At 61.7% G+C, this 25,121-nt stretch carries 21 protein-coding genes, 1 other RNA gene and 3 pseudogenes; 19 read left to right on the top strand and 6 right to left on the bottom strand.

All coding sequences use genetic code 11. The features are described 5' to 3' along the window. The first annotated feature begins 12 nt into the window (after nt 1-12). The 9 genes from ftsE (at nt 13) to AC5Y7E_RS09710 (ending at nt 8,764) form a co-directional block, all read left to right on the top strand. A complete protein-coding gene (gene ftsE, locus AC5Y7E_RS09750) occupies nt 13-702 on the top strand; it encodes a cell division ATP-binding protein FtsE (protein WP_067938740.1) in 690 nt (229 codons plus the stop codon). Further along, nucleotides 703-1,596 (top strand): permease-like cell division protein FtsX, encoded by an 894-nt coding sequence (gene ftsX / locus AC5Y7E_RS09745; RefSeq protein ID WP_499948705.1) that lies wholly within the window; start codon nt 703-705, stop codon nt 1,594-1,596. 2 nt (nt 1,597-1,598) lie between these two features. Continuing rightward, entirely contained in the window at nt 1,599-2,108 is a 510-nt protein-coding gene (gene smpB / locus AC5Y7E_RS09740) for an SsrA-binding protein SmpB (protein WP_499919887.1), read from the top strand. Then, nucleotides 2,105-2,947: an EamA family transporter gene (locus tag AC5Y7E_RS09735; protein WP_499948838.1), complete on the top strand. Its 843-nt coding sequence runs from the start codon at nt 2,105-2,107 to the stop codon at nt 2,945-2,947. Before smpB ends, AC5Y7E_RS09735 begins: the two co-directional genes overlap by 4 nt. Before the next feature lie 39 nt (nt 2,948-2,986). Next, nucleotides 2,987-3,832 (top strand): maleylpyruvate isomerase family mycothiol-dependent enzyme, encoded by an 846-nt coding sequence (locus AC5Y7E_RS09730; protein ID WP_499948703.1) that lies wholly within the window; start codon nt 2,987-2,989, stop codon nt 3,830-3,832. A gap of 88 nt (nt 3,833-3,920) precedes the next feature. Next, nucleotides 3,921-4,288: a transfer-messenger RNA gene (ssrA, locus tag AC5Y7E_RS09725) on the top strand. 86 nt (nt 4,289-4,374) lie between these two features. Further along, entirely contained in the window at nt 4,375-5,487 is a 1,113-nt protein-coding gene (locus AC5Y7E_RS09720; RefSeq protein ID WP_499948702.1) for a tyrosine-type recombinase/integrase, read from the top strand. A gap of 559 nt (nt 5,488-6,046) precedes the next feature. Continuing rightward, nucleotides 6,047-8,191: an AAA family ATPase gene (locus tag AC5Y7E_RS09715; protein WP_499948700.1), complete on the top strand. Its 2,145-nt coding sequence runs from the start codon at nt 6,047-6,049 to the stop codon at nt 8,189-8,191. Nucleotides 8,192-8,377: 186 nt separating this feature from the next. Further along, nucleotides 8,378-8,764 carry a hypothetical protein gene (locus tag AC5Y7E_RS09710; RefSeq protein WP_499948699.1) on the top strand — a complete coding sequence of 129 codons (387 nt, stop codon included), beginning with the start codon at nt 8,378-8,380 and terminating at the stop codon, nt 8,762-8,764. Nucleotides 8,765-9,539: 775 nt separating this feature from the next. Here the strand turns inward: AC5Y7E_RS09710 and AC5Y7E_RS09705 are convergent. Continuing rightward, nucleotides 9,540-10,085 carry an alpha/beta hydrolase gene (locus tag AC5Y7E_RS09705; RefSeq protein ID WP_499948695.1) on the bottom strand — a complete coding sequence of 182 codons (546 nt, stop codon included), beginning with the start codon at nt 10,083-10,085 and terminating at the stop codon, nt 9,540-9,542. Between AC5Y7E_RS09705 and AC5Y7E_RS09700 the strand changes: the two genes are divergently transcribed. Beyond that, nucleotides 9,999-10,490: an alpha/beta hydrolase gene (locus tag AC5Y7E_RS09700; RefSeq protein ID WP_499948693.1), complete on the top strand. Its 492-nt coding sequence runs from the start codon at nt 9,999-10,001 to the stop codon at nt 10,488-10,490. The genes AC5Y7E_RS09705 and AC5Y7E_RS09700 overlap by 87 nt on opposite strands. Nucleotides 10,491-11,055: 565 nt before the next feature. Here the strand turns inward: AC5Y7E_RS09700 and AC5Y7E_RS09695 are convergent. After that, nucleotides 11,056-11,322, bottom strand: a complete 267-nt coding sequence (locus tag AC5Y7E_RS09695) for a hypothetical protein (protein ID WP_499948691.1) — start codon at nt 11,320-11,322, stop codon at nt 11,056-11,058. Nucleotides 11,323-11,626: 304 nt separating this feature from the next. On the opposite strand from AC5Y7E_RS09695, the gene AC5Y7E_RS09690 reads away from it, so the two are divergent. The 5 genes and pseudogenes from AC5Y7E_RS09690 (at nt 11,627) to AC5Y7E_RS09670 (ending at nt 15,204) form a co-directional block, all read left to right on the top strand. Then, on the top strand, nt 11,627-11,902 hold the full coding sequence (locus AC5Y7E_RS09690; RefSeq protein WP_499948689.1) for a helix-turn-helix domain-containing protein: 276 nt from the start codon (nt 11,627-11,629) through the stop codon (nt 11,900-11,902). A gap of 101 nt (nt 11,903-12,003) precedes the next feature. Further along, nucleotides 12,004-12,195: a hypothetical protein gene (locus AC5Y7E_RS09685; RefSeq protein ID WP_499948687.1), complete on the top strand. Its 192-nt coding sequence runs from the start codon at nt 12,004-12,006 to the stop codon at nt 12,193-12,195. 52 nt (nt 12,196-12,247) lie between these two features. Beyond that, a pseudogene (locus AC5Y7E_RS09680) lies at nt 12,248-12,772 on the top strand (putative alpha/beta hydrolase); the annotation flags it as partial. 322 nt (nt 12,773-13,094) lie between these two features. Further along, nucleotides 13,095-13,880, top strand: a pseudogene (locus tag AC5Y7E_RS09675) (IS3 family transposase); the annotation flags it as partial. A gap of 571 nt (nt 13,881-14,451) precedes the next feature. Further along, nucleotides 14,452-15,204, top strand: a complete 753-nt coding sequence (locus tag AC5Y7E_RS09670; protein ID WP_499948685.1) for a TetR/AcrR family transcriptional regulator — start codon at nt 14,452-14,454, stop codon at nt 15,202-15,204. 176 nt (nt 15,205-15,380) lie between these two features. On the opposite strand, the gene AC5Y7E_RS09665 is transcribed toward AC5Y7E_RS09670, so the two are convergent. Further along, nucleotides 15,381-15,539, bottom strand: a complete 159-nt coding sequence (locus AC5Y7E_RS09665; protein ID WP_499948683.1) for a DUF6307 family protein — start codon at nt 15,537-15,539, stop codon at nt 15,381-15,383. A gap of 218 nt (nt 15,540-15,757) precedes the next feature. Here AC5Y7E_RS09665 and AC5Y7E_RS09660 point away from each other — a divergent pair, with 218 nt between their 5' ends. The 4 genes from AC5Y7E_RS09660 (at nt 15,758) to AC5Y7E_RS09645 (ending at nt 20,129) form a co-directional block, all read left to right on the top strand. Continuing rightward, the gene (locus AC5Y7E_RS09660; RefSeq protein WP_499948682.1) at nt 15,758-17,419 is read left to right on the top strand and encodes a wax ester/triacylglycerol synthase family O-acyltransferase; all 1,662 of its coding nucleotides are present in this window, start codon (nt 15,758-15,760) and stop codon (nt 17,417-17,419) included. A gap of 501 nt (nt 17,420-17,920) precedes the next feature. Beyond that, the gene (locus tag AC5Y7E_RS09655; protein ID WP_499948680.1) at nt 17,921-18,391 is read left to right on the top strand and encodes a hypothetical protein; all 471 of its coding nucleotides are present in this window, start codon (nt 17,921-17,923) and stop codon (nt 18,389-18,391) included. Continuing rightward, entirely contained in the window at nt 18,388-18,612 is a 225-nt protein-coding gene (locus AC5Y7E_RS09650) for a hypothetical protein (protein ID WP_499948678.1), read from the top strand. The genes AC5Y7E_RS09655 and AC5Y7E_RS09650 overlap by 4 nt, the downstream gene beginning before the upstream one ends. A gap of 1,067 nt (nt 18,613-19,679) precedes the next feature. After that, the gene (locus AC5Y7E_RS09645; protein ID WP_499948676.1) at nt 19,680-20,129 is read left to right on the top strand and encodes a DUF5994 family protein; all 450 of its coding nucleotides are present in this window, start codon (nt 19,680-19,682) and stop codon (nt 20,127-20,129) included. A gap of 432 nt (nt 20,130-20,561) precedes the next feature. Here the strand turns inward: AC5Y7E_RS09645 and AC5Y7E_RS09640 are convergent. The 3 genes and pseudogenes from AC5Y7E_RS09640 to AC5Y7E_RS09630 form a co-directional block, all read right to left on the bottom strand. Then, a pseudogene (locus AC5Y7E_RS09640) lies at nt 20,562-21,356 on the bottom strand (serine/threonine-protein kinase); the annotation flags it as partial. A 16-nt stretch (nt 21,357-21,372) separates the two neighbouring features. Continuing rightward, nucleotides 21,373-22,863 carry a serine/threonine-protein kinase gene (locus tag AC5Y7E_RS09635; RefSeq protein ID WP_499948675.1) on the bottom strand — a complete coding sequence of 497 codons (1,491 nt, stop codon included), beginning with the start codon at nt 22,861-22,863 and terminating at the stop codon, nt 21,373-21,375. A gap of 856 nt (nt 22,864-23,719) precedes the next feature. Next, complete coding sequence (locus AC5Y7E_RS09630; protein ID WP_499948673.1) at nt 23,720-25,108, bottom strand: aromatic ring-hydroxylating oxygenase subunit alpha; 1,389 nt, start codon at nt 25,106-25,108, stop codon at nt 23,720-23,722. Nucleotides 25,109-25,121: the final 13 nt, after the last annotated feature.

Genomic DNA, 25,121 nt, shown 5'->3' with positions numbered 1-25,121 from the left:
TGGCGTGCCGTGATGATCACCCTGGACCATGTCAGTAAGAAGTACAAAGCGTCGGCGCGCCCGGCGCTGGAGGACGTCAACGTCAAGATCGACAAGGGTGAATTCGTCTTCCTGATCGGCCCGTCGGGGTCGGGTAAGTCCACGTTCATGCGGCTGCTGCTCGGCGCGGAGAACCCGACCAGCGGTGACGTCCGGGTCTCGAAGTTCCACGTCAACAAGCTGCGCGGTCGTCACGTCCCGAAGCTGCGCCAGGTGATCGGCTGCGTTTTCCAGGACTTCCGCCTGCTCCAGCAAAAGACGGTCTACGAGAACGTCGCGTTCGCGCTGGAAGTGATCGGCAAACGAAGCGACGCGATCAACCGGGTGGTGCCGGAGGTGCTCGATACCGTCGGACTGTCCGGCAAAGCCAACCGGTTGCCCCACGAGTTGTCCGGCGGCGAGCAGCAGCGGGTGGCGATCGCCCGCGCGTTCGTCAACCGGCCGCTCGTCCTGCTGGCCGACGAGCCGACGGGCAACCTCGACCCAGATACCAGTAAGGACATCATGGATTTGTTGGAGCGGATCAACCGCACGGGGACGACGGTGTTGATGGCGACGCACGACCACCACATCGTCGACTCGATGCGCCAGCGCGTCGTCGAGCTGTCGCTGGGCAGGCTGGTTCGCGACGAGCAGCGCGGCATCTACGGGATGGACCGCTAAGTGCGCTTCGGTTTCCTACTCAACGAGGTCCTGACCGGCTTTCGTCGCAACGTCACGATGACGGCCGCGATGATCCTGACGACCGCGATCTCCATCGGCCTGTTCGGCGGCGGCCTGCTGGTGGTCCGGCTGGCCGACAACTCGCGCGAGATCTACCTCGACCGCGTCGAGACGCAGGTGTTTTTGACCGACGACATCTCGGCCAACGACACCACGTGTGCGTCCGCGCCGTGTAAAGGGTTGCGCGACAAGATCGATGCGCGTCAAGACGTCAAATCGGTGCGCTTCGTCAATCGGCAGGACGCCTACAACGACGCCATCAAGAAGTTCCCGGAGTTCAAGGACGTGGCGGGTAAGGACTCGTTTCCCGCCTCGTTCATCGTCAAATTGAACAATCCCGAACAGCACGCGGAGTTCGATGCCGCGATGCAGGGCCAGCCCGGAGTGCGCAGCATCCTCAACGAGAAGGACCTCATCGACCGGCTGTTCGCCGTGCTGGACGGGCTGCGCGATGCCGCGTTCGCCGTCGCCCTGGTGCAGGCCGTCGGAGCAATCCTGTTGATTGCCAACATGGTGCAGGTCGCCGCGTACACCCGTCGCACCGAGATCGGAATCATGCGGCTGGTGGGAGCCAGCCGGTGGTACACCCAGCTGCCGTTCCTGGTGGAGGCGATGCTCGCCGCGTCCGTCGGTGTGGCCATCGCCGTCGTCGGGCTCATGTTGGTCCGGGCTCTGTTCCTGGACAATGCGCTGAGTCAGTTCTATCAAGCACATCTGATCGCCAAGGTCGACTATGCCGACATCCTCTACATCTCGCCGTGGCTGTTCCTGCTCGGCGTGTCGATGGCTGCAGTGACGGGGTACGCGACCTTGCGCCTCTACATCCGGCGTTAGCTGTGGCCAAGGGTTCCGGCCGCGCCAAGGCGGCGGGCGGCAAAGGTGGCAGCAAACAAATCATCGCCACCAATCGCAAAGCGCGGCATAACTATTCGATCATCGAGTTGTTCGAGGCCGGAGTGTCTTTGCAGGGCACCGAGGTCAAAAGCCTTCGCCTGGGCCAAGCATCGTTGGCTGACGCGTTCGCAACGATCGACGACGGCGAAGTTTGGTTGCGTAATTTGTACATTCCGGAGTATCAGCACGGTAGCTGGACCAATCATGAGCCACGTCGCAACCGAAAGTTGTTGTTACATAGGCAACAAATCGACAGACTGGTGGGCAAGATACGAGATGGTAACCTCGCCTTGATGCCGCTGTCTCTGTACTTCTCGGAGGGCAAGGTCAAAGTCGAGCTCGCCCTTGCTCGCGGCAAAAGAGCTTATGACAAGCGCCAGGATATGGCGCAGCGTGATGCACAGCGTGAGGTGGTCCGTGAAATGGGGCGACGAGCAAAGGGCATGACCTGATCGGGGCGGCTTACGCCCAGCTGTCTGCCGTTACGTACGGCGTCAGCGATTTCGTGGGCGGCGTGGCAGCGCGGCGAGTGGCCGCGCTGCGCGTAATGCTGGTCGCTTACCCGATTGAAACGCTGATATTGGGCGTGATGGCCGTCTTCGTCGGCGGTCCTATCCATGTCGGCGCCGTTCTGTGGGGGTGCCTGTACGGCATCGGCATGGCCTTCGGCATGTGGGCGTTCTTCGCCGCACTTGGTTCCGGGCCGATTTCGGTCGTCTCGCCGTTGGCGGCCGTGCTCAACGCCGCGGTGCCGGTGGCGGTCGGCATGGCCCTCGGGGAGCGGCCCGGTCAGGCGGCCCTGGTGGGGGTCGTCCTGGCGCTGGCTGCCGTGATGCTTGTCAGCCGGGAGGCCCCCGTGGAGGGCACGCCGTATCGGTTCACGCCAAAAGTGGCCTGGCTCACAGTAGTTGCGGGTTCCGCGATGGGCTTGAACCTGGTGTTCCTGCACCAGGCGCCGCACGTGTGCAAACTCTGGCCGCTGGTCTTCGCTCGGGTGGCGGCCAGCCTGGTGGTCTTCGCCATGGCCAAAACCAGCCAGAACTTGGCGATGCCGCGCGGACGGCCGCTCAAACTGGCCGTGGCCGTCGCGTTGCTGGACATCTTCGCCAACATCACCATGCTGGCGGCGTTGCACACCTGGCTGCTGTCGTTGGCCAGCATCCTGATCTCGCTGTATCCCGCCGCGACGGTGGTGCTGGCGATGGTGGTGCTGCGCGAGCGGGTGACCCGCTTGCAAGGGATCGGCATGGTGCTGGCAATGGGCTCCGTGGCGATGATCGCCTCGGCCTGACGGCCCCATGCGTGATTGATCGGCCTACGATCGACGACCATGGCCGATCGCCCCGTCACCAGACTCGACAAGTCCACCGTTCTCTCCGGACTCTTCGCGGTGTGGGACGACATCGACGCGCTGCTGGCCGGGCTGTCCGAAGCGCAATGGCGAGCGGCCAGTCCGCTGCCGGGCTGGGACGTCAAGGCCCTGGTGGCGCACATGATCGGCACCGAGTCGTTTCTCGCCGGCATCGCCGCACCGCAGCCCGATATCGACGTCTCGACGCTGGAACACGTGCGCAACGACGTCGGGGTGATGAACGAGTGCTGGGTTCGCCATCTGAGCGCGCACGCCGATGCCGACGTGTTAGAGAGCTTCAGGGCGATCACCAACGATCGGCGCGAAGCGTTGAAGGGCCTGTCCGGCGAGGAGTGGGACGCGGTGACGATGACTCCGACGGGTCCGGACTCCTACGGCCGGTTCATGCGAATCCGGGTGTTCGACTGCTGGATGCACGAAGAAGACATTCGCATGGCGCTGGGTCGGCCGCCCTCCGATGACGAGCTGGCCGGGCCGGCGGCGTCGCTCGCCGTGGACGAGATCGCCGCCACGATGGGTTACGTCGTGGGCAAGCTGGCCAAGGCTCCCGACGGCTCACGCATCCAGTTCGAGCTCACCGGCCCGCTGGCCCGCACCATCCGGGTCAGCGTCGACGGCCGGGCCGCGGTGGTCGAGGACTTCGGCGGCCAAGAACCGACCGCGACCATCCGTCTGGACGGGTTGCAGTTCACCAGGCTCACCGGTGGCCGCCCGATGTGTCCCACGCGTGTCAAGGACATCGAGCTCGACGGGGACAAAGGCGTGGCCAAGCAGGTCGTCGAGCACCTCAACTTCGTGATCTGATCGCAGCGTGGCGGGGAAGATAATCCCGTTGCCGCTGGTTGATAGCCAGGTACCATTGATATTCCTGCCGAAAGTCGGCGGGGTGCGAGGGGCTGAAAGGTTTCGACTTCGCGCATCGAATCAAGGGAAGCGTGCCGGTGCAGGCAACTGACCACCGTAAGCGTCGTTGCAAACAGATAAGCGCCGATTCACATCAGCGCGACTACGCTCTCGCTGCCTAAGCGACAGCTAGTCCGTCAGACCGGGAAAGCCCTCGACCCGGACCCTGGCGTCAGCTAGAGGGATCCACCGATGAGTTCGGTCGCGGGACTCATCGGGACACCAACAGCGACTGGGATCGTCATCCTGGCTTGTTCGCGTGACCAGGAGATCCGAGCAGAGGCATAGCGAACTGCGCACGGAGAAGCCTTGAGGGAATGCCGTAGGACCCGGGTTCGATTCCCGGCAGCTCCACTGAGTATGTGCTGTTCAAAGCGATAAATTGGCTCGAAATCGAGTCCACGTCAAGATTCCAGTCAAGATTGGGTGTAGTCTGCCGGTTCGTGGCCAGCATTCGCACCCGCGCCCGCAAGGACGGCACCGGTTACACATCCGTCCTATACGTGTTCAATGGCAAACAAACGTCGTCATCGTTCGATGACCACACGGAGGCGCTGCGGTTCCGGGATGTCGTCAATCGGCTCGGTCCCGCCGAGGCGCTGAGGATCTGGCGCGCGGCCACGCCCAGCCAGGGGCACACGGTTGCCAGCTTCCTAACCGAGCACGTCGATGCACTGTCCGGGGTCGAGCGCAAGACCGTGGCCGAGTACCGGCGCTATCTCTCCCGTGACATCCAGCCCACGCTCGGCCACATCCCGCTGACGACAATCAGCAGAACCGACATCAGCCGGTGGGTCAACCAGATGCGGGATGCAGGATCGTCGGGCAAGACAATTAGTAACAAGTTGGGGTTCCTGTCCGGCTGCCTCAACCTTGCTGTGCGCGATGGGCTCATGCCCGCCAACCCCGCTGCCGGTGTCCGGCTGCCCCGCACCGTCCGGCGAGAAACGACCTTTCTGACCAAAAACGAGTACCGGTTGCTACGGGCGGGGTTCACTGCTCGCTGGCACCCCTTCCTGGACTTTCTGGTGTCCAGCGGGTGCCGGTTTTCTGAAGCCACCGCGCTGACCCCGTCTGATGTTGACCGAGACGAGTGCACGGTTAGGATCACCAAAGCCTGGAAGCGCATGGACACCTCGGGCGACGCCCGCTACGAAATCGGTCAGCCAAAGACGCGGCGGTCTATCAGGACCATTAACCTGCCGAAGGCGATTTTGGACCAGCTGGACTATTCCGGGGAGTGGCTCTTCCTCAACAGCGACGGAGGCCCCATCCGATTGTACTCCTGGCGGTCAAACGTCTGGATGCCGTCGTTGGCCAAGGCTAGGGCGAAGGACGCGAAGAATCCGGACAAGATCGTCTTGGAGAAGAAACCGCGCATCCACGATCTCCGCCACTCTTGCGCCAGCTGGCTACTCGGTGCCGGAGTCCCGCTCATCGTCGTCAGCGGACACCTGGGCCATGAAGACACTGCAACGACAGCCAGAGTGTATGGTCACCTTGACCGCACAGCTGGGCAAGCGGCGGCCGCTGCTATGGCCGACCTGCTCAGATAGGAACTGTGGCAGTCAATTTCCGCCTTAATCGAGCACCGTCGTGGAACGGCGCGTAAGATCAAGAGCGCGCAAGGCTCACTTTTCTTTCGACCCAGTCCTTGAATTGGCCGAGCGCGACTAGGTGCGCATCGCGAGCGCGAAACGCCCGCCGAGCAAGTGGAGTCCAGGGCTCGGCTAAGGGGCATTACGCGAACTCCCCCAACGACTGACCAACGGTCGACCGTGGGACCCTGCGAGGCTTGGAAGTTCGCGCACCTATGGCTTCTCCTTCCATTTCGATATCCCCACTTGTCGTTGACATCCCAGCAGCAGCCCCGCTGATTGGGTCGTCCCAGCGATTTCTGGCCGATCAGCTTCGGGCAGGCCGCTGGCCTGGCCGCAAAGTTGGACGCAAGTGGGTCCTGACCCAGGAAGATCTAAAAGAGATCCTGCGCCTGTGCGCAATAGCGCCCACGGCTGTAGCAAGCGGTGACACCAATTCAGATGGCGTGCCAGGCAGTTCGATGACGCGGACGACCGCCCGACGGATGCGCGGGGTTGATCAGTCGTGACAGTGTCAATGACCCTCAATGGCAACGGCGGCCCGCCAGTACGAACACCAGGGGCTACCCGCACCAGAGACGAATTGAGGCGCGCCAGTGGCCGAGCAGGTCATGTTGACGACGCAAAAGATAATGGGCGTGCGGCCGTCGAGTTCGTGCGGCACGTCATGGATCTGGGTGTGCCCGTGTGGGTTGCTCCGCCCGGTGGCCAAGAGTTCGTCCGCCCAAAAGGTTGGCACAAGCAGACCCCCGACGGGAACGATGAACGGGTCGGACACTTCAGGCAGGGTATGGCGCTGTGCGCCAACATGGGTGGCGTTGTTGCGGCGGTCGACGTTGATCCCCGGAACGGCGGCGACGCAGAGGCGGTCAGATCTTTGTTGGCCGAGCTAACCGTGCGTGTCTTCGCCGAGATCACCTCGCCGTCCGGAGGGAAGCACTTCTATATCGCTGGGCATGAAGCACTACCCAGCGTGCACGGCAGTAAGATTCCCGGTTTCCCAGGCGTGGACATCCAGTCGTTCGGCACCAATGTGTTTCTGCCGGGCACCCAAAGAGGAAAGTACAAGGGCAAGGGCTACGCGGTCGAATTTGACCACCTCCCTGCACTGGCCGATGGCGGTGACGCCTCTGGGGCAGAAGCTTTCGCCCAGTGGTTGGCAAAAAGTCTTGCGGCGCACGCTAAGCAGAAGGCCAAGAAGTCAAAGGCGCGCGGTGCGTCAGAGTTCATGTTTGAGCCGACCGAACCTTGGAGCGGTGGCGTCCCTGATGCTCGCCAACAGGCGTATCTCGCGGCAGTGCTCGAAGAGAACGCAAAGCGGGTGGCCGAGGCGCAGAGCGGCGAGCGCAATGATGCTCTCTATAGCGCGGCGTTGAAGTGCTCTTCGCTCGTCGCGGGAGCAGGGATGGATCAGCAGTTGGTGGCTGAGCGGCTATTAGTCGCCGCATCAGACTGTGGCCTGTCGGACGATGACGGGGAACGGGCAGTGCTCGCCACCATCAGCTCGGCGTTTCAGGTCGGGCTTTCGAATCCACGGGCGATCCCGGATGAGCAGTCCGGGGTTATCGGTGGCCGCCGCCGGGAAATCGAATGGATCTCGCTGGAAAACGTTAACGACGCTGCACCGAAGTGGGGCTGGTCCTACCAGGGCCATGGGCGCATGCAGGCCGCAGCGCTAACCCTCCTGGGTGGTCGCCCCGGTACGGGGAAGTCCACTGCAGCGCGTTGGTTCGCCGCCGGTTTCAGCAGGGGCGAACTCGATGGCTGCTGGAAAGGCAAGCCGCAGAAGGTGGCCTACATCGCCGCCGAGGAGACGGCCATCTATGTACTCAAGCCCGCCCTGCGCGCGGCTGGGGCTGACATGACTCGAATCATCACCCCTAGGGTGAGAATCGGAACCGGCGAGTACGTGTCACTCTTGGCCACCGACGACGAACGTGCCATGACCGAATACCTCGTCGAACACAACGTCACGGTGATCGTCGTGGACCCGGTGATGGCGACGTTGAAGAGCAAGGTCGACATCTACCGCTCCAACGAGCTGCGGGAAGCGCTGAGCCCGTGGGTGCGTATCGCGGAGGCCATCGACGGGGTCGTCATGGGGATCGTCCACTTCGTCAAGGGCAGCACAGGTGATCTAGTGGCCAGCATCAACGGGTCCTCGGCGTTCGGTGAGGTAGCGCGGTGTGTGTTCGGGTTTGCCAAAGAGGACTCGTCATCTGGCGAAGCCCTCCGCGTTATGACCCAGGGCAAGAACGCCTGCGGTCGCGAAGATTTGTCGTTGGAGTACGCCATCGAAAGCAAGAGCGTGACCGTCTCGACCGGCGAGGAGGTGGAAGTCGGCACGTTCGTCCTTGGCGGTGAGTCCGATGTCAGCGCCAGCGACTTGCTGAGGCCCCGCAAGGGAACACGCCCACTGAACCCGCCGATGCAGCTCGTCCTGGATTACGTCGACAGCCAGGAGAGCCGGGTCACGCCGATGGAGGTGTTCCACGCCGGGCTTGCCACGGACAACAAGCTGGCCGGACAGATGCTGAATCGGCTATACAAGCGCGGGCTGATCCTCAATCCCGCGCAGGGCGAGTACCAGCGGCTCCCCGTTTCTTCACTAGCGGGCAGAGACCTTGCGTCGGTGCTCATACAGGGGGAAATGAAGAAATGAAGGAATACGCGCGTGAACTGCAAGTATGTGAATCAATGATGATTCCCATTTCTTCAGTTCTTCATTTGAATACGGGGGAAAGACCTACCACACAACACACAAGATGCTCGGCCTCGGGAGCCGCGCCCCAGGTACGGTTGTTCAAATCTTTCGTCGGTCAATCCGGTCTACGAAGGAGGCGACCGAATGAAGATCTCTGGTGGCCGCGTACACAACGGGCGATTCGAGCGCATTGAGCCACGTTGTCACATTTGTCGCAATGAGAAAGTGCGGCTTCGGGTTAACGTGCTGCTGGATTGGCACGGTGTTTCGATGCGCTGGGATCACGGTCAGGTGAACGCTCTAACTTACTCAGCCATCCTGCGCGACGTGAACGATGGTCGTGACGAGGCTGATCAGATTACTCATGCCAGTCTGCGAGTTCACGCAAAGCGTCACTACGAGCTTGCCGGGATCGTGGATCACTGGGCAGCCCAGATGGACAAAAAGCTGAGGAGTCTTCCGAAGCTATTGAGAAGTTATAGCCAAATAGCACCAAGTGAGCGTGCCGGGTTCGCCGCAGGTGACGCTTGACTATAGATCTCCTATAGTGTCGGTTAGGTGCAAGGGGGGCGGGCCGTAGCTACGCCCCTGCGTCGTGCTTTCAGGGTTCGGCTCGCCTCGGCGGTCGCGGCGGCTCAGCACATCTTCGGTTATCTCGCGGGAGAGGTCTGATTTATTGCTGTGGGGACAGGCGACCCGTCCTTCCGAAGGTTGCCTGGGAAGCATGGAGATTGCCCAATGATCGTCGGCGCTGAGCCAGGCGGATACGCTGCCTTGATTTGGACGACGTAACCGTCAGGGGCGTAACCAAACCTGTTGGGCTTCTCGAAGCCTTGACGCTCAAGAACCTGCCAACCCCAGCCTTTCCAGATGCTCTCCACTTGCCCGAAAATGGTGTTGATGTCCGTACCCGGCGGAAGGTTGAGATCACCCCAGTAGGAGTAATTGACGGGGGAATTTTGGTTTTTTGGCTCGTCTTCGCAGTAGGCGATTCCGGAACCGACGCCGCTGTAACGGGTCCCGTCCACGTTGGTCCCAGGGGGGCAGCGCGTCCACGGTCTGCTGAATGTAATGGACGACCGTGTTCTGCGCTTCTTGTTGGCTAGCAGGAATTTTCGGTGAGGGAGCGGCTGGTGTCGATTCCATCGGACCTCCTGGGATTGCCGTTGCACCAGACGGCGCGCGCGACGAAGTTTGTTTCGGGGATGTAGATGACGATCCTGATGAGCATGCAGCACATAGCCCCGCTGTGAGCAGCACAGCCAATAAGCAAAGCAGGTTACGGATCGCTGATTTCATCATTTGATTAAGGCGTGAAGGTGGGTGGGGTGACATCGACTCTTCCGGCGATGATACGGCCCATATTGTCCAGTGCCGGGTTGCCAGGGTCCCAGTAACTACTATGGGCCGCTACTGTCGGCAGGCCCAGGGGCCAACCGGGTCCCGGCGCTGCTTCAAAGGGGATTCCTCCGAACTTTGAACTCATGGGGTCCGGTCCCAATGTCATGCCGGTGACTACGCCGATGACATCGTTTTGGGCGCGGGTCGCGAATACGTGCGCTCCGGGATCGAGGTTGAGGTCGCTGGCGTGTCCGGCCAGTACCCCAGGGCTGCCCACCGTGACGACGTTGTTTGCGTCAAGGTGGTGGCCTCCAAGTGCCGCTGCCCCCAGTTCGGTCGAGCCGTAGCTGTGCCCGATGACAGTGTTCAGGGAGGAGGGGCCGCCGGTGATGCGGCCAATCGTGCCCGCGACGGATACGCGAAGGTGAAAGACAGTCTTGGCCCGCCACCGGACAAAGTCCCAACTGGCCAACTGCCGAGGTACCTCGGCATCATCGACGACCAGGGCCACGCCGCAGTCTCAATCAACAATCCTGATACGGCAAAACGCGACGCCACCTTCATTCCGGGCACAGGCCAAGACCTCACGCGCTTCGATGCCAGCGCGTTGAAATCCGAACGGATGCTTTCTGCAACGCTCGCTGCCGACAAGAGTCTTCGTCCCGGCGATGTTTCGGTCACTACGTGGATGGGTTACGACCGGCCAATGAACCTCGTCGAAGCCGCGTCGACCAGTTACGCCCACAACGGGGCCACCGCACTCGACGACTTCCAAGCAGGATTGCGAGCCTCCCACAACGATGCGCTCACCCCCGCATACTGCCCAACCGTCATCCGTCGAGTATGGCCACGACCGCGAAGTCAACATCCGCTAAGTTGCACTCGCTGCCCATCGCGTTTTCTCAGTCACAATTGACTAGCCTGTGTACTCAAGGCCACCTCTGTTGTCTCTAGAGCACTTCCACTTTGCCCCAGGGGAAGGGCAGGAGCCGTCATTGAGATCGGTCTGAGCATAGAGCACTTCGTCCATCGCCTGGGTAACCGTTATGCCGTGAGTACCAGCACCTTGTGCCGACTTTGCGTAAAGGTTCTGAGCCTCAGTGTTAGGGGCGATTCCCCAGCGAAGATCGTAAACGATACTCCAACCCTGATTCACCAAAGCCTGCTTATCACTCACTAACGGAGTATTGCTTGACGAGTAGATGACACCAACGCCATTTACGTGGATAATATATGCTTCTTCCCCTTGTGTAAACGGGGGTCCAGCATGAGATTCCGGCGACACAATGATAGCCCGCAACAACTCGGCCGATAGGAGCAACGCCAGGGTAGGCGTTGAAAACAACCGCCGACGTGCGGAAGAGGTCGTGGTGGCGTAGCGACTCCCTCGGTTACGCAATGCTGAAATATGCGACGCTTCGGAGCAAGGGCCGTCAACTGGCTCACTTGTCGAGTTTCTGCCTTGCCGTGCTCCTGTGGGCTTATTTGACGACATCAACGCAGCCTGCGACAAAATCAGTAGAACTAAAATTCTTCGGGAGCTTTTCCGTCGTTCCGAGAGCAGAACCATCCATTGCAATTTGAGCAAGCTGATTGCACGTTTGCGCGGCGGTTGCGCTACCGAGGTGTTTAACTGGTACTTCTTGACCCTTGTTTTGGCCCATTTCGTATGACTCGCTGTGGCTTGCCCCGCATCCGGCCACCGCGAGGCCAATTGTCACGCCCGTCACAATTGCCTTGTAATCCACCGATCCCCTCTCATTGAACGCGGCGCTTCGTCGCTAGTATCCAGCTCATTTTCCGGATACTTGATGCCTGGCAAAGTTAGCCTCAAGCATCGGATCGCCATTTGGGCTGCCCGGCAGCGCGTCACTGTCGTGCGTGCAGATTGCCAGCATGTTCAGACAACCTTGGCATGGCGCACTCCTCTGATCGGCGCGGAACTGAACTGAGGCGCGTTTCGCGAGCAGATTAGCAAGATCTACGTCTATTGCGCATGAGAATGAAACGCATGGGTGCGTAACGCTCTGGCCGATTCCACGCGGGCCGTATGTGGTTGCCCTCGTGTCCGACGACTCATCCAAGTCAGCCCTTAACGAGACCACCCGCGAGTTCGGTGCGAGGGTCCGCAATCGTCGCGCAGCGCTTGGACTCAGCCAGGAGGCCGCAGCTGTGCGCTGCGGCATTCACTGGACGCAGCTCGGCAAGGTAGAGCGAGGGCAGCGCAGCCTTCGGTTAGAAACCATTGTCAAGATCGCCGACGGCCTGGCAATTGACGCCGGAAACTTGGTCAGCGGTTTGCCTCTACCGCCCGACGAATCTCGGTAGATCTTTCGGCCTTCCACTCGACGGTCTTAGGGGCCGTGTCCCGTGAGCACCAGCGTCGCGGTGAAGTGTGTGCGGCGGGTTTTAGACATAGGCTCGCCCGCGTGCGCGACCTCGATGTAATCGATGGCGAGCTGCGCCTGGTAACAAGCGCATGGCGTGTGGCCCGCGAACTTACCCGGCACTCTCCGAGCACCGAGCTGATCGATGCGTTGCTGGACGAACGAGCGGCGATGACGGTAGCTCAGTTGGAACCTGACTTCAACACCAATCGTCCAATTAGTGCCCAGCGATGAAGTCCACCGATATGGGTGACTGCTGCGTCGGCCAGTTGGGGGCGGCGGCCCGATGCACCTGAGCTATCTCAGCATCGGGGAGCTGGTCGCGGGGGCTGGCGGCGACCCGTGGGAAGTCAACCGGACTCTGCAAGCAGGCCAGCCAGCACAGATCTCTAACCTTGCCAAAGCCTTTCATGGCGCTGGGCGCTCGACTGCCGAGGCTGATGCGACGTTCGAGCAGGCCCGTAAGCGCTTCGATGCTGCTTGGAATCACCAGAATGGCGATCACCCCATCAACGACTCTGCTGAAGTGCAGCGCACCGTCAAATCGCTTGGCGCGCAGTCCGCGCAGTTGCCCAAAATCGGCGCTGATCTGGAAAACATCGCCGCGACGCTAGCCGAGGCGCAAAAGACCGCAGCCGGACAAATCACCGGACTAGAAGCCCAGCTGCAGAACCTGGACGAGTTGATCGGCGAGGCCGTCGACATGGAAGACGATGAAGGCGTCACCCAGGCCGACATCGATGCGCTGGAAGCGTTTATCGCCACATGTCGCAGCGACGCGGTCCGTGACACCAGAGCCGCGCTGGGCCAGCTGCAAGCGACACGCGACGGCTACTCCAATACGTTGCAGAACGCATTGGGAACGCTACGCAGTGACGGGTACGACCCCGCAGGTATTAGAGCGCAAGAAGGACCACTATCACCCGCACCCGCGCTGCCGGAGGACCCAACGCAGTTTACGCAAGTATGGAACTCACTCACCCAAGAGCAGAAAGACGCGGAGTACAACCGCAATCATTTCATCGGCAACCATCCGGGGTTCCTCTTCAGGACCCCGATGACACATGGCGGCACGGTGCAGTGTTTCTGTTGCGGAAGCGGGCCAGGGTGTCATGTTCGGTGTCGCTTGGCGGGTCAGCGAGCGGTTCGCCTGTCGCGTCACCGGGCAGCACCGCGCCACCCAGCGTCACGAATCCGCCGCGGCGACGCTCGACGATCCGGATGCTGCCCTACGGGAGTGGCTGCGGACCTACGCCAAGAAGCATCCCCGCCGCGGCTTCCGTCCTGCGTACCACGACGCTCGTGGTGAGGGCTGGGCAATGAACCACAAGAAACTCCAACGGCTGTGGCGTGAGGAAGGCCTACGGGTGCCGCAGCGACGCAAGCGCAAGCGGCACGGCAGCTCCACGGCCCCAACGACGGTCGTCGCTGATACGCCCGATCGGGTATGGGCGGTGGACTTCCAGTTCGACGTGACCACTGATGGGCGGCCGATCAAGATCGTGTCGATCATCGACGAGCACACCCGCGAATGCCTGAGCGAGATGGTCGAGCGCAGCATCACCGGCGAGCACCTCACCGAGGAGCTCGACCGCGTGGCCGCCCAACGGGGTGCCTATCCGACCGTGCTGCGTTGTGACAACGGTCCCGAAATGGCCTGTGGCGCAATGGCCGATTGGGCTGACGGCCAGGTTGGGTTGCACTTCATCCCACCGGGTGAGCCGTGGCGGAACGGATACGTCGAGTCGTTCAACTCCCGCATCCGCGACGAATGCCTCAACATCAACAGCTTCTGGTCCCTGGCCCACGCCCGGGTCGTCATCAGCGACTGGAAACACGACTATAACCACCACCGCCGACACTCGTCGCTGGGCTACCTACCTCCAGCCCAATACGCTGCCACATGTACCCACCGATGAACCTTTCGCTCGCAGTGGAGCAGTGCATGGGTCCGATCACCAGCGGGAACTTCGACCACGGCAAGCCGCCATCAGGGATGCTGTGACGATGAAGCAATTCCGCCGCGGTGAACTCGTTTTTGACGTTGTTGATTCTGGGACGCAATGATGCTCGAGCTTCGGCGCAGCGAGGGGTGTCGAGGCGCCGGTTGACGACCAGGATTGCCCGTTGGAGGGGGCAGGTGCGGTTCGGGCGTCGTGTCGTCGGCGCGCAAGGCTTGGCGTGCCGGCCACGAGCACGATGGGTTCGAGCAGAGCCACCGCGCCGACCACGATCCCGAAGAGGAACATTGTGCCGGTGGACCACGTGACGTGGTAGCCGAACACGGTCGGCGGGTGGGGGCCCCTGCAATACTCGGCACGCCAACGACTGTGGCGCACGAGGATCAATCCAACGGTGGCGAGCATTCGACACCTCTGATCCTGTTGCAACCCCCAGTACACGCTCCTTAAGCCCGCCTGTCAACAGTGTTGACGCATGCCGTTAACATAGGAGGCGAAGCCGCGACGCGTAAGGGAAGGGGTGCCCACGATGGCGAAGCAGCCGACGGTTCCCGATACAGCCGCTGATCGACTTAGCCCGTCCGTTGCCAGCGGCCCAGAGGACGGTCAGGTCAGCCGGTCGGTGATTTTGCAGTGTGCGTTGGAGTTGGTCGATCGTGACGGTGTGGATGGGTTGTCGATGCGGCGTCTGAGTGAGGCGGTGGGTCGGGATCCGACGGTGATTTATCGGCATGTGCCGAACAAGGCGGCGCTGCTCGACGGGGTCGCCGAGATCGTGCTGGGCCAGTTGCGGGTGGACACTGCAGACCCGGACTGGGCCGGGCAGCTGCGCGCGGTGGCGCATGACTTCCGCCGGCTGGCCCTGGCGCACCCGAAAGTGGTGCCGCTGTTGGTGACTCGGCCACTGGCCACGCCGCTGGGGCAGCGGCCGCCGGGCATGCTGCGGCCACTGGAGGACGTCGTCGCGCTGCTCACATCGGTGGGGTTCAGCGGAGTCGACGCGCTACACATTTACCGGGTGCTCTTCGGCTATCTTTATGGCCATATCCTCACCGAGCTGCAGGAGGTCGTCGAGCGGCCCGAGGAGTCCGATGATGTGCTGCGCCTCGGGTTGCACCGGCTGGCGATCACCGAGTTCCCCCAGGTGCGTGCGCTGGCCACAGCGCTGGGCTCCTACGACGGTGCGGCCGAACTCGACCGCGGTCTCGATCTGTTGCTCATCGGTCTGGCCGCCACCGTGTCAGCGCCGAGGCGCTCGGCCCGCAAGCGGGTGAGGAAGTAGGCGGGCATGGGTCAACTGCGCCTCGGTGTCATCGGCGCCACTCGCAAGGAGAACGAGCGCCGTCTGCCGATTCACCCACACCATCTCAATCGGATAGATGCCGATTTCGCAACGTTCGCAACAGCAATCAGGAAATCCGTGCGGTCATTGAATGTTAAGCCCAGCCGGGCCGTTGGTCAGCGCATCTTCTCGGGGATTGAGTTCAGTGCATGCAGGACGTGTCCGGCGAGTTTGCCTGCCGCGTCGTCGCCCAGCTTCGAGTGGGCGCTGATGGTGTCCGTGACGAGTTGGAGACGAATCTCGTAGGGAGTGCGAAACGTTGTGAGCGAAGTCATCAAATTTCCTTTGTAGTCGAGCATGTTCGCTCGCAACCGAGCTGCTCGATACTGCTGACCTTACGCCGTTTCGCGGGCCGTGACTCGCACGTGCTTACGCGTCAACGGTGTTGACAGACGGTGATCACCACAGTGTATGCTGATCGAAGTGCCGCTGGCATGAATTGCGAGACAGTGCTGGGATCACCAAATCACCTCGTGGCCATGCGGTTGGGGGGGTGCGTCCCGCGCCGCCGTTGCTGAGCGCGCGGCGCGAAAGTCGCCAGCCAAGCCTTGAGCTGACAGCTCGGGTATGCAGATGGAGCAGCATGATGAAACGATTGACCGGCTTAGACGGTGTCACGCTGCACGGCGAAACATCCGTGATGCCCACCCACGTGACAGCAGTGTTGTTTTGCGACCCCGCGGCGCGCGGCGAATTGACCGCCGGGGCGATTTACAAGCTGCTGGCTGAGCGCACTGCGGCGATGCCGGGTTTCCGCCAGCGCCTGCTCACCAAACCCTTGGGGTTGGGCCAGCCGTCATGGATCGAGGACCCCGCGTTCGATGTCCAAAGCCATCTGCATCGTGTGCGGCTGGCCAAACCCGCCACCATGCGGGAGTTGACCACCCTTATCGGCGAGCTGCATGGGCAGCCTCTGGACCGCAACCGCCCGCTGTGGGACGCCTGGATCGTGCAGGGTCTCGCCGACGGCAGACTCGTGGTGCTAATAAAGTTCTCCCACGCCATTACCGATGGGGTGGGCGCGGTGACCTCGATGCTGCCCGAACTGATGACTGTTGACGCCGACGCTGAATTTGCGGCGGCGCCAACGCGGGCCCGGGCCACGATGCCCGGCGCGGCCGCGAGGGTGTGGGACGTGATCGATGAGGTCGCGGCCAACACCGTTGTGGCCATTCGGATCGCTGTTAGGTTGGGTCCCGTGGCGGTGAAGTCGGTGGTAGGAACCGCGCTGGGATCGCCACGCCAACTCCTCCGGGGCGGCGGCCCGCAACGGGTCGAGAATTTGGATTCCAAGGAGGACGAGAGCTCGCCGCGAACGCTGCTGAATGCCCCGCTCACCGCGCGACGCAGCGTTGCGTTCGCCGCGGTGTCGATGGATGATCTGCGCGTCATCACGGCCGCGTTCGATGTCACCGTCAACGATGTTTTCCTGACCGCAACGACATCGGCGCTGCGCCGGTGGCTGGCAACACACGACACGGTGCCCAGTCGTCCGCTGCGCACCATGATGCCGATCTCGACACGCGGTGTCGATGGCGACGCGTCCAATAGTTGGTCACCGGTTGTCGTCAAATTGCCAGTCGATCTGGCCGACCCGGCACAGCAGTTGGCCAGCATTCACGACGCCACATCCAGGATCAAGAACGGACGACGGGCGGTGCCGCCCGTCAACCTCGCCGATGTCATAGATCTCGTTCCACCGGTGGTCATCGGCATGGTGATGGGTGTCTACACCGGCCTGAAACTGTCGCGATTCCACTCTCCAGTCGCTCATGTCATCACTTCCAACGTTCCCGGTCCGCGCGACGAAATCTATTGCGCCGGAGCACATGTACTGGGCATCCATGCCCTGGCCCCGTTGTTTGAGGGCGCCAATCTCAACATCACCGCCGTGTCCTATGGCGGCATGCTGGCTGTGGGCATCGTCGCGTGCCCCGACAACGTCGATAATGTCGCATCGGTCGCGCGCGGCATCGAAGATGTGGTGGGTGAACTGAAAATGGCCGCCGACGAGAAGACCGGCCAGAGCGAACGCGTAGCCCGCTCCAGCGGGCCGGAGCCCACTATGAAGACCATTGCCACAACGCAATTCGCGGGGGCCGCGACGCGGGCTGGCGCCAAGAAGGGGCCTCCCACCACGAAACGGCCGGCATAGCTCACTTCATCTAGTCACGGAGGGTCCTGATGTCCCACCTAACGCACGAACAGAAGTCATCTTTCGGCCCCTGAGCCGCGAGGGCTTCTCCGCGGTCTCGCGCTGGGGATAGAACGGTCGATCATCTTTGGCAGTGCGCCTACGCCGTTTGCCTACAGTGTTGACATTGCGTCTGACAGGGCGTTTACTTGAGGTCTAGTCCGGAAACTGCGCTCGTGGGCGTTTACCATTCGCGGTGGGGCCCCACGCGTTTCCGCTTGATCCCGGAAGTCCGGTGCAGACCAATGTGCACGACGACGACACGCGTCGGAACCCGCGAACATGCGTGCCCACCCTGTCAATCAAAAGGAGAACGACCCCGATGAATCAGCACAACCGCACTGTTGTTCTCGCGATCGGCGCTATCACCGCCCTGGCCCGGCAGTTCCGGTCACTGGCAACATGAAGGTTCGACACGTGGCTAGATCAAGGCGCCGGCGACCACCCGAAATGAGTTCGCAAATGAGGAAATCTGACAACGCGAAACGAAATATTTTTCGCGAGAACGTGATCCACGTAGGCGCGGGTTTCGTAGGCAAGGAGCGTCCGCACGTCATACAGACGTTGTCCACGCTCGAGGCGCATCTAGGCAGGTGGGATCCGAATGATGTGGACATAGACGTCAGCCTGCAGGACCGCGGCGGCAAGGAGCAGCGCACCACGTTGCGCACAACCCTTCCCGGCCATCCACCGCTGGTAGCGGTCGCGGACAACCCGGACATCACCCGTGCTCTCGGCGCTGCAAAGCGCGAGTTGATCCGGCAGCTCGAACACCAGAAGTCGACGCACGATCCGATGAACAACCGCCGGCTCAGGCGCGCGACGATCCGCCATCCGGTCACCTCCGCACCGTTCGAGGTCGCCCGATTCGCTCTGCAGGACCCACGTCAAACAGCAGCTCGCTTCAGCGGGCAGATAGGTGCACGACCATGACGCACACCACCGAAACGCATTCAATCGCCATCGCTGCCGAGCAGCGCATGACGGCCCCAACAGAATCCGACGTCTCGTTGATCGACAACGGCCCATTGACGGTCAGGGACGTACTCCGTGCGGGCATGCGCCGCAGGGCCAGACGCAAGGAAATGGCCGCGCAGTCGATCTGGGATTCCGATGGGGGCGTCGGTGAGCGGTGGACAACCGACGGGCAATGAACTCCACGTTGTCGCGTCAAAGGAGCCGGCACCCAACTTGTGGGTGTCGGCTCTTGCATGCGCTGGCAAAGCGGTCAGACGACACAGCGCCGGGAGCCGGTTCATCACGGCGTCGAGTTCGGATAGCGGCCGCCGCAGCAACTCATCGACAGGAACACTCTGATCGCTACCGGCGACGGCACCCGAGCGTCGCGGGGCCGGACTAGTGCAGGCTCTTCCGCACTGCATCACCCTGGTGGCCCTGGGGGCGTCAAGCACCTCGTTAGGAGCGGAGCGTGTGCTGCGGACGGGCTGCGTCGCTCGATGGGAGCGGCTGGGATCTGCCCTTAGCCGGCTAATCTGACCTGTGCGGCTGGATGTGTCGTGATGGATCGCCGGATTGGTCGGCGCGCTCGAAGCCGGGTGCCGAAGCGGCCGCGGCCTTCGGCGTCTGCCACAGCGTGGACGTGGCCACCCTCGAGTGGGTCGTGGAATTGAACTCGTTAAGCCGAAGGACATTCAGGTACCTAAGAGCATAAATCGCGCGATGGCTTGGCAAGCCAAGGCCGAACGCGAGAAGCACACCAAATCATTGCAGTGTAAGGCGAATCAATGCCCGCAGCTGCCCTTGGGAATGCCTTGGACACGATGATGACCCATCCGCTCGCGCTGCAACCGCGGAGCGCGATCGGCGAACTCGGCAATTTCCTCGCCTGCGAAACCGCTGCCGCACAGGGGATCACACCCAGGCCGGCCGCGGCCAAACCACCGGTACTATCGGCCGCCGATGTAGCAACCAAACTGGAGCCCCCAAAACGGTGCAGCGCCCGACCCGGAGCACACCGCCGTGAATCGCTACCGTATGTGGGCGCCCGACGTGCCGCGGGTGTTGCGCATCCCGCCCATTGCCGGCTTCATCCGGAAGCTTGGGAAACAGCCAGCCCGCCGCGCCGCTTTCGTCGGTTCTGATTCTGTCTCTAGGGAGTAGAGTGTAACCATCGGCGATACTTCGCACATGACCGTTTGAGTTGTGTCGTCGCCGATTCAAATGATGTTGGCCGGTTCGCGGCCAAGACAGGAGCGTCGCCATGACGCTACAACAGGCCCAACCCGAAGCCGGTCGACACCTCACACCACCGGATTACACGCCGCGATTGCGCCTGAAGCCCAAGGCACCCCAAACTGGGTATGTCGATGGGGCCTGGTGGCCGCACGGTGATGACCTCACCACCGAGCTTCCGGACCTGCTTGCCGTGCTCTCGGTTCGGCTCGGCGCCATTGATCGCGTGCTTTACAAGCTCGACGAATGGGCAAAACTACCCGCCAAACTCGCGACCGGTGGACGCAAGGTACGACTCGACGGATACCGATATCAGCCGACAAACACCCTGCAAGTCCTCGGACTCAACCGCACCAAGATCCTGCTGCTGGTAGTCCCGCCCCACACCGATCCGGGCCAAGCGCATACGACCATGATGGCCGCGGCAGCCCCGAACAACGACTCGACCGTCGCCGACCTACTCATGGTCGGCGTGTGAGATAGGAAAGCGCGCAGGCAATTAGTTGCCTTGGCAGAGCGGTGCTACTTGCGTTGTGGCTACACCCTGCGGTGTTTGGGCGGGTCGGCGTGGCCGTGCGAGACAGGCCTGATCGATCTTGAGTAAAGGCATTGGCACACGGAGTTTCTCACTGGATACCCGAAGAGCAGCCAGACATCGTCGCCCGCCTACTGCTCGAATGGATCGACACCCATTCCTCTGCATGACCCACGCAAAGCCAATCGGTTGCCGTCACGGCAACGCTGCTCCGAGACTCTCGACCAATCCGCAAGCCGGAATGAATGCGGTGTCGCTACCCGTCGGGAGTCCACAGCCCAAGCGGAGCCTGCTGCTGCACGACTACGCTTTCGATGGCAACGATGATTATCGACTCTCAAGCGCCATGGACCAGTTCACGGGGTCCGGTCACTCGAACCGGTCTTCGGGTCGCTTGGCTAGGCCGATGGCGAGAACTGGATCTAGCTTCGCAAGGCGTGGTCGGCTGTCCGCCAGTGCTGGTGGTTGCACGTTGAGGTGGTGGCTGATGATCACTGCGGGGTTAGAGTTAGGGAATAGTTGCGAACCGGTCAGCAGATGAAATGCGGTGGCGGCCAACGAGTACTGGTCTGCTCGTCCGTCGAGGTTTTCGCCGAGCAATTGCTCGGGTGAGCTGTAGGCGACTGTACCCACGGTCATGTTCGTCTTGGTAAGGCCGCTGATGTCGTCGACATTGCGAGCTATCCCGAAGTCGGTCAACAGGATTCGCTGGTCACCGTTGTCATCGAGGTTGGTCATCATGATGTTGGCTGGCTTAACATCGCGGTGCAGCAGGCCTTGCTTGTGGGCGTAATCCAACGCACTGGCCACCGCAGTAACGATACGAACGACTTCTTCGACCGGCATGCCGCCTGGATACCGATCAGCCAGGAGGCGTGCGGCGTCGAATCCATCGACAAAGTCCATGGAGAGCCACAGTTGACCGTCTTCTTCGCCACGGTCGTGCACTCCCACGACGTGGGGATGCCAGAGCGTAGAAGCGAGATCAGCTTCCCGATTGAACCGAGCCCGGAACTCCTCGTCGGCCGACCACTCGCGAGGCAGTAGTTTCAGGGCATCTCGGCGGGGAAGCCGAGGATGCTCAACGAGATACACCTCGCCCATGCCCCCAGATCCCAGCAGACGAATGATGGTGTACCCGGCGAATATTTGACCGATCGTTAACGGCATGGATGCATCCTCGGGATTACCTTGCCGCGTACTCGATCATTGGTTCGGACTCCACATGGCCGCTCGGGGATGTTATTGAGATGCCGGTGGGTCGCACCTGATAGCGAGTTCCATCGACGGGATTGGTCACATCGAATCCGCCCGAGGACCGCACCGCATTCGCGAGTTCAATGCTGGCACCGTCGCTGAGACGAACACCGCGATAGTAGTAATTCGCTGGTCCGGCCTCACAGACCACGATCAAGGACTGGGTGGTGCGCGCCATCAACGCTGGCGTACTTCCTGCGTCGCAACGACCAGCAGGATAACCGACGAATCCCTGGGCATCGGCGTCTGGCAAGGTGATTTGAGGCTTCGATGTCGTCGTGAAAGACGGTCGGATGGTCGAAGACTCCGCTGTTTCGCCAGTAGTCGGTGCCCTCGACGACGTTGAGTCTGAAGCGCTAGGCGTCGACTCTTGGTTGTTTCGCAAGATCAGTAGTGCCGCTATCAGTGCGGCCGCCACGAATGCAGCCACGGCTCCGGCAACCAGTACCAGTCGCCCATGCCCGAACTTGCGTTCTGGTGGTGGGGTATGAAGGTGGTCGGCATATGGGGTATATCCGCTTCCGTCGGGGTTGGGCCATCGTGCCGGGAACTCGCGGGTATACACCGGCCGTTGAGGGACGGAAGCGAAGGCGGTCGGTGCTTGGGAAGACGCTGCCGCATCGCCTGCTGCCCTAGCGAGTTCGCCTGCTGAGCTGTAGCGGTCCGTCGGGCGCTTCGCCATGCCGCGAGCAATGACATTGTCAAACGCGGCCGGGACACCTGGGGTCAGGTTGGAGGGTTTTGGCGGGCTGAGGGTGAGATGAGCGGTGATCTGCTGTTCGGCACTATCACCGGGATACGGCTGGGCACCGGTAAGGCATTCGTGCAACAAGCATGCCAACGAGTAGATGTCAGCCCGGGCATCAGCGACACCATCGGTGAAACGCTCGGGGGCCATATAGGCCAAAGTTCCAATAATGGTGCCGGTTTTGGTCACTCGTGTCGCCGCGACGTTATGAGCGATACCAAAATCAATCAGATAGGTGAAGTCTCGGCCGGTCATCAATGCGTTGGAAGGCTTGACATCTCGGTGAACCAGCCCAGCGGCATGTGCAGCATCTAGTGCGGCTGCGAGCTGCTCAATGACGACAACAGCCCGCTGTGGGTCCATGGGACCCTCGCGCTTGAGCAAGTTTCCGACATCGGTGCCATTGATGATCGGCATGACCAGATACAACCTGCCCTCGACTTCTCCGGTGTCGTAGATGGGCACAATGTGCGGCTCGGTTAGCCGAGCGGCTGTGTGGGCTTCCCGGCGGAAGCGTTCGCGGAACCCGGGCTCACTAGCTAGCTCGGGGGACAACACCTTGACCGCGACATGGCGGTCGATGACTGTGTCGTGGGCTCTGTACACCTTGCCCATGCCACCTTGACCGATCACCTCAATCAGCCGGTAGCGTCCGAACGCCACCTCATCCATGGAAGACTGTCCCCATTAATCCTCCGGCAACCGCAGCTCCAATCGTCCACGACAGTAACTTCGAGCTGCCCTTGGCGTCGCGGTTTCGTTCACTTGGACAGTGGCGTGCCGCTCTGGTCCTCATCTAGCGATGCCGAGGTCCGGTTGCGCTGCGCATCGGCCAAAAAGACGAGATGTTGTCATGCCGTCGCGGACCCGCCACTGGTGAACCGGGTCCCGTCGCTGGTGGGCAGTACCTTCCAGCCTGGATGTCGTAGCTCTGGCCGTAGCTCAGCACCATGTCGTTCTCTGGTGTGCCGCCGCCGCCCGGCTTTCCCATCCAACCACCCTCTCAGGGATGGCCAGCCCCAAGCACCGCATCATGAGCACTCGCCAACGCCACATCATGAGCACTCGCCAACGCTGTCGCGGCTTATCGCGGCGCCCGGTGAGTACGGGATCGCAGCTCGGGACCTCCTCAAGCAGCTCTCGTTTCTCATGGCCGCGATGGCTGCGACGATGCCTTCGGCACCATGCCGATTCGGGGGCCGGAAGTGAGTTGATCATCAAGCCAACCTTCGGATTGGTGGCGCGCGGGCCGACTGTCTTGTCTGGACAGAGCGCACCCGGTATTGCTCTTGACGCCGTCAAGACCCGAAAACGAAACCGCAGGAAATGAGCGGGACCGAACGGGAACGAGATGTGACGAAACGCCAGTTGAGACGGCATAATCCCAGGTAGGGCATCGGTTTCGATTCCCGGCAGCTCCACCGGAAGGGTCGCTCTTGAGCGGCCCATTTGCTCGGTACACGAAACGTCCGAGTGTTATACCCGGATACTCACCGGGCCGCTCTCCGTTCGGCGCGGCAGGAATCATTTACTCGTCTGAGTTGCCCGAACCGAACAGGTATCTGTCGGCGATCGCGTGCTCGTTCCGGATCGACATCTCCTGGGCGGTGTTCAGCCAGAGTCCGTCGAAGCCCGCCGAATGCATGCCGGCGTGAATGGCTCCGATGTTCTTCAAGTCCTGCGAGGGCAACTCGCCCCAGGCGTCGTGATCCTGCCATCGCTCGAACACTTGCCAATGTGTCTGGGGAACCTCTCCGGGTGCGAAATGCTCCAACGAGAACATTTCGAACGTGCACCGATTCGGATCTTCGGCATCCGGCAGCATGCGGTATCCGAGCAGGCAGGACTTCTCGACGAGGATGACCATGGTGGGAAACACATGCCAGTCGCCGTTGCCCGCGAAGTACTGCTCCATCGACATCTGCGGAAAGTCGACGCCTTCCGCGCGTGCGAGTTCCTCGCACAGCTGGTGATAGAGCACGAACGGCGGGACTTCGCTGGGCTCCTGCGTCGCCAGTTTTTGCGCGGCACGGTAGTCGCGTTCGGTGACCAGCGAGCCGACCTCTAGGTATTGGTATTGCATCGAATTTGCGAATACCTCCGGTCGTGCCGCCAGTTCCTGGCGCGCGCTGTCGCGACTGGCGTGTTCGGGACGCTGGGTGTACACGAACCGAGAGTGGTTGTTGTAGGTGATCGTTGGCGTGTAAGGCGCGTAGACGTACTCCTGCGGGGCGGCGGGCGCTGCCGATGGCCGCGGGCCCTCTGCGGATCGCATCGTTTGCGGGTGGGTGCCAGGAGTGTGGTAGCCCTCGATGAATGCGTCGACAACCGTTTTCCAGTTGGCACGCAGGAAGGTGCGCTTGCGCCAGCGGTAGCGCATGTCCTGCAACCGAAATGGCGCCAGCGCCGTAGGCAGCGGGTCCAGCCATTCGAGCAGATCCGGCGGGTTCTCCGCCATGCTCACGAACACCCACCCGCCCCAAGTGCCGGCGGCGACGGGCCGCAGGTTCCATTGTTCGCGTGGGCGGGAGGCGAATTCGTCACGGCAAGGAACGAACGACGACCGCCCGTCTAAGCCATAACGCCAACCGTGAAACCCACAGCGCAACTCCTTGTCCGGCGCACATCCGCTGTCGCGGACGATTTTCATCCCACGGTGCGCACAAGCGTTGTGAAACGCCTTGATCCCGCCATCTTTCTGGCGCACCACGGCGATGGATTGCCGGCCGATCATGTACTCGTAATAACAACCTGGCGAAGGGATTTCCTCTTCGCGACACGCCGGCTGCCAAACTTGGGTGAATAATCGATCCAACTCGAGTTGCAGGAACTCCGGATCAACATACCTACTCTTCGGCACGAACGTCTCACCGCAGGCGTATTTCTTGGGCACCCGCTCGGTGGCAAGCTCGGTCATGATCACCCTCTCC

This window comes from Mycobacterium sp. NGS17 (assembly GCF_059813205.1).
Note: the sequence above shows the minus strand (reverse complement) of the source record. Positions and strands in the feature narration are given on the sequence as shown.

Coding starts and splice junctions, on each gene's coding strand:
- AC5Y7E_RS09650 (WP_499948678.1), top strand. CDS start 18,388: ATGACGCACACCACCGAAACGCATTCAATCGCCATCGCTGCCGAGCAG.
- AC5Y7E_RS09710 (WP_499948699.1), top strand. CDS start 8,378: ATGAAGATCTCTGGTGGCCGCGTACACAACGGGCGATTCGAGCGCATT.
- AC5Y7E_RS09730 (WP_499948703.1), top strand. CDS start 2,987: ATGGCCGATCGCCCCGTCACCAGACTCGACAAGTCCACCGTTCTCTCC.
- AC5Y7E_RS09635 (WP_499948675.1), bottom strand. CDS start 22,863: ATGGATGAGGTGGCGTTCGGACGCTACCGGCTGATTGAGGTGATCGGT.
- AC5Y7E_RS09670 (WP_499948685.1), top strand. CDS start 14,452: ATGGCGAAGCAGCCGACGGTTCCCGATACAGCCGCTGATCGACTTAGC.
- AC5Y7E_RS09630 (WP_499948673.1), bottom strand. CDS start 25,108: ATGACCGAGCTTGCCACCGAGCGGGTGCCCAAGAAATACGCCTGCGGT.
- AC5Y7E_RS09665 (WP_499948683.1), bottom strand. CDS start 15,539: ATGACTTCGCTCACAACGTTTCGCACTCCCTACGAGATTCGTCTCCAA.
- AC5Y7E_RS09655 (WP_499948680.1), top strand. CDS start 17,921: ATGAGGAAATCTGACAACGCGAAACGAAATATTTTTCGCGAGAACGTG.
- ftsE (WP_067938740.1), top strand. CDS start 13: ATGATCACCCTGGACCATGTCAGTAAGAAGTACAAAGCGTCGGCGCGC.
- AC5Y7E_RS09715 (WP_499948700.1), top strand. CDS start 6,047: ATGACCCTCAATGGCAACGGCGGCCCGCCAGTACGAACACCAGGGGCT.
- AC5Y7E_RS09645 (WP_499948676.1), top strand. CDS start 19,680: ATGACGCTACAACAGGCCCAACCCGAAGCCGGTCGACACCTCACACCA.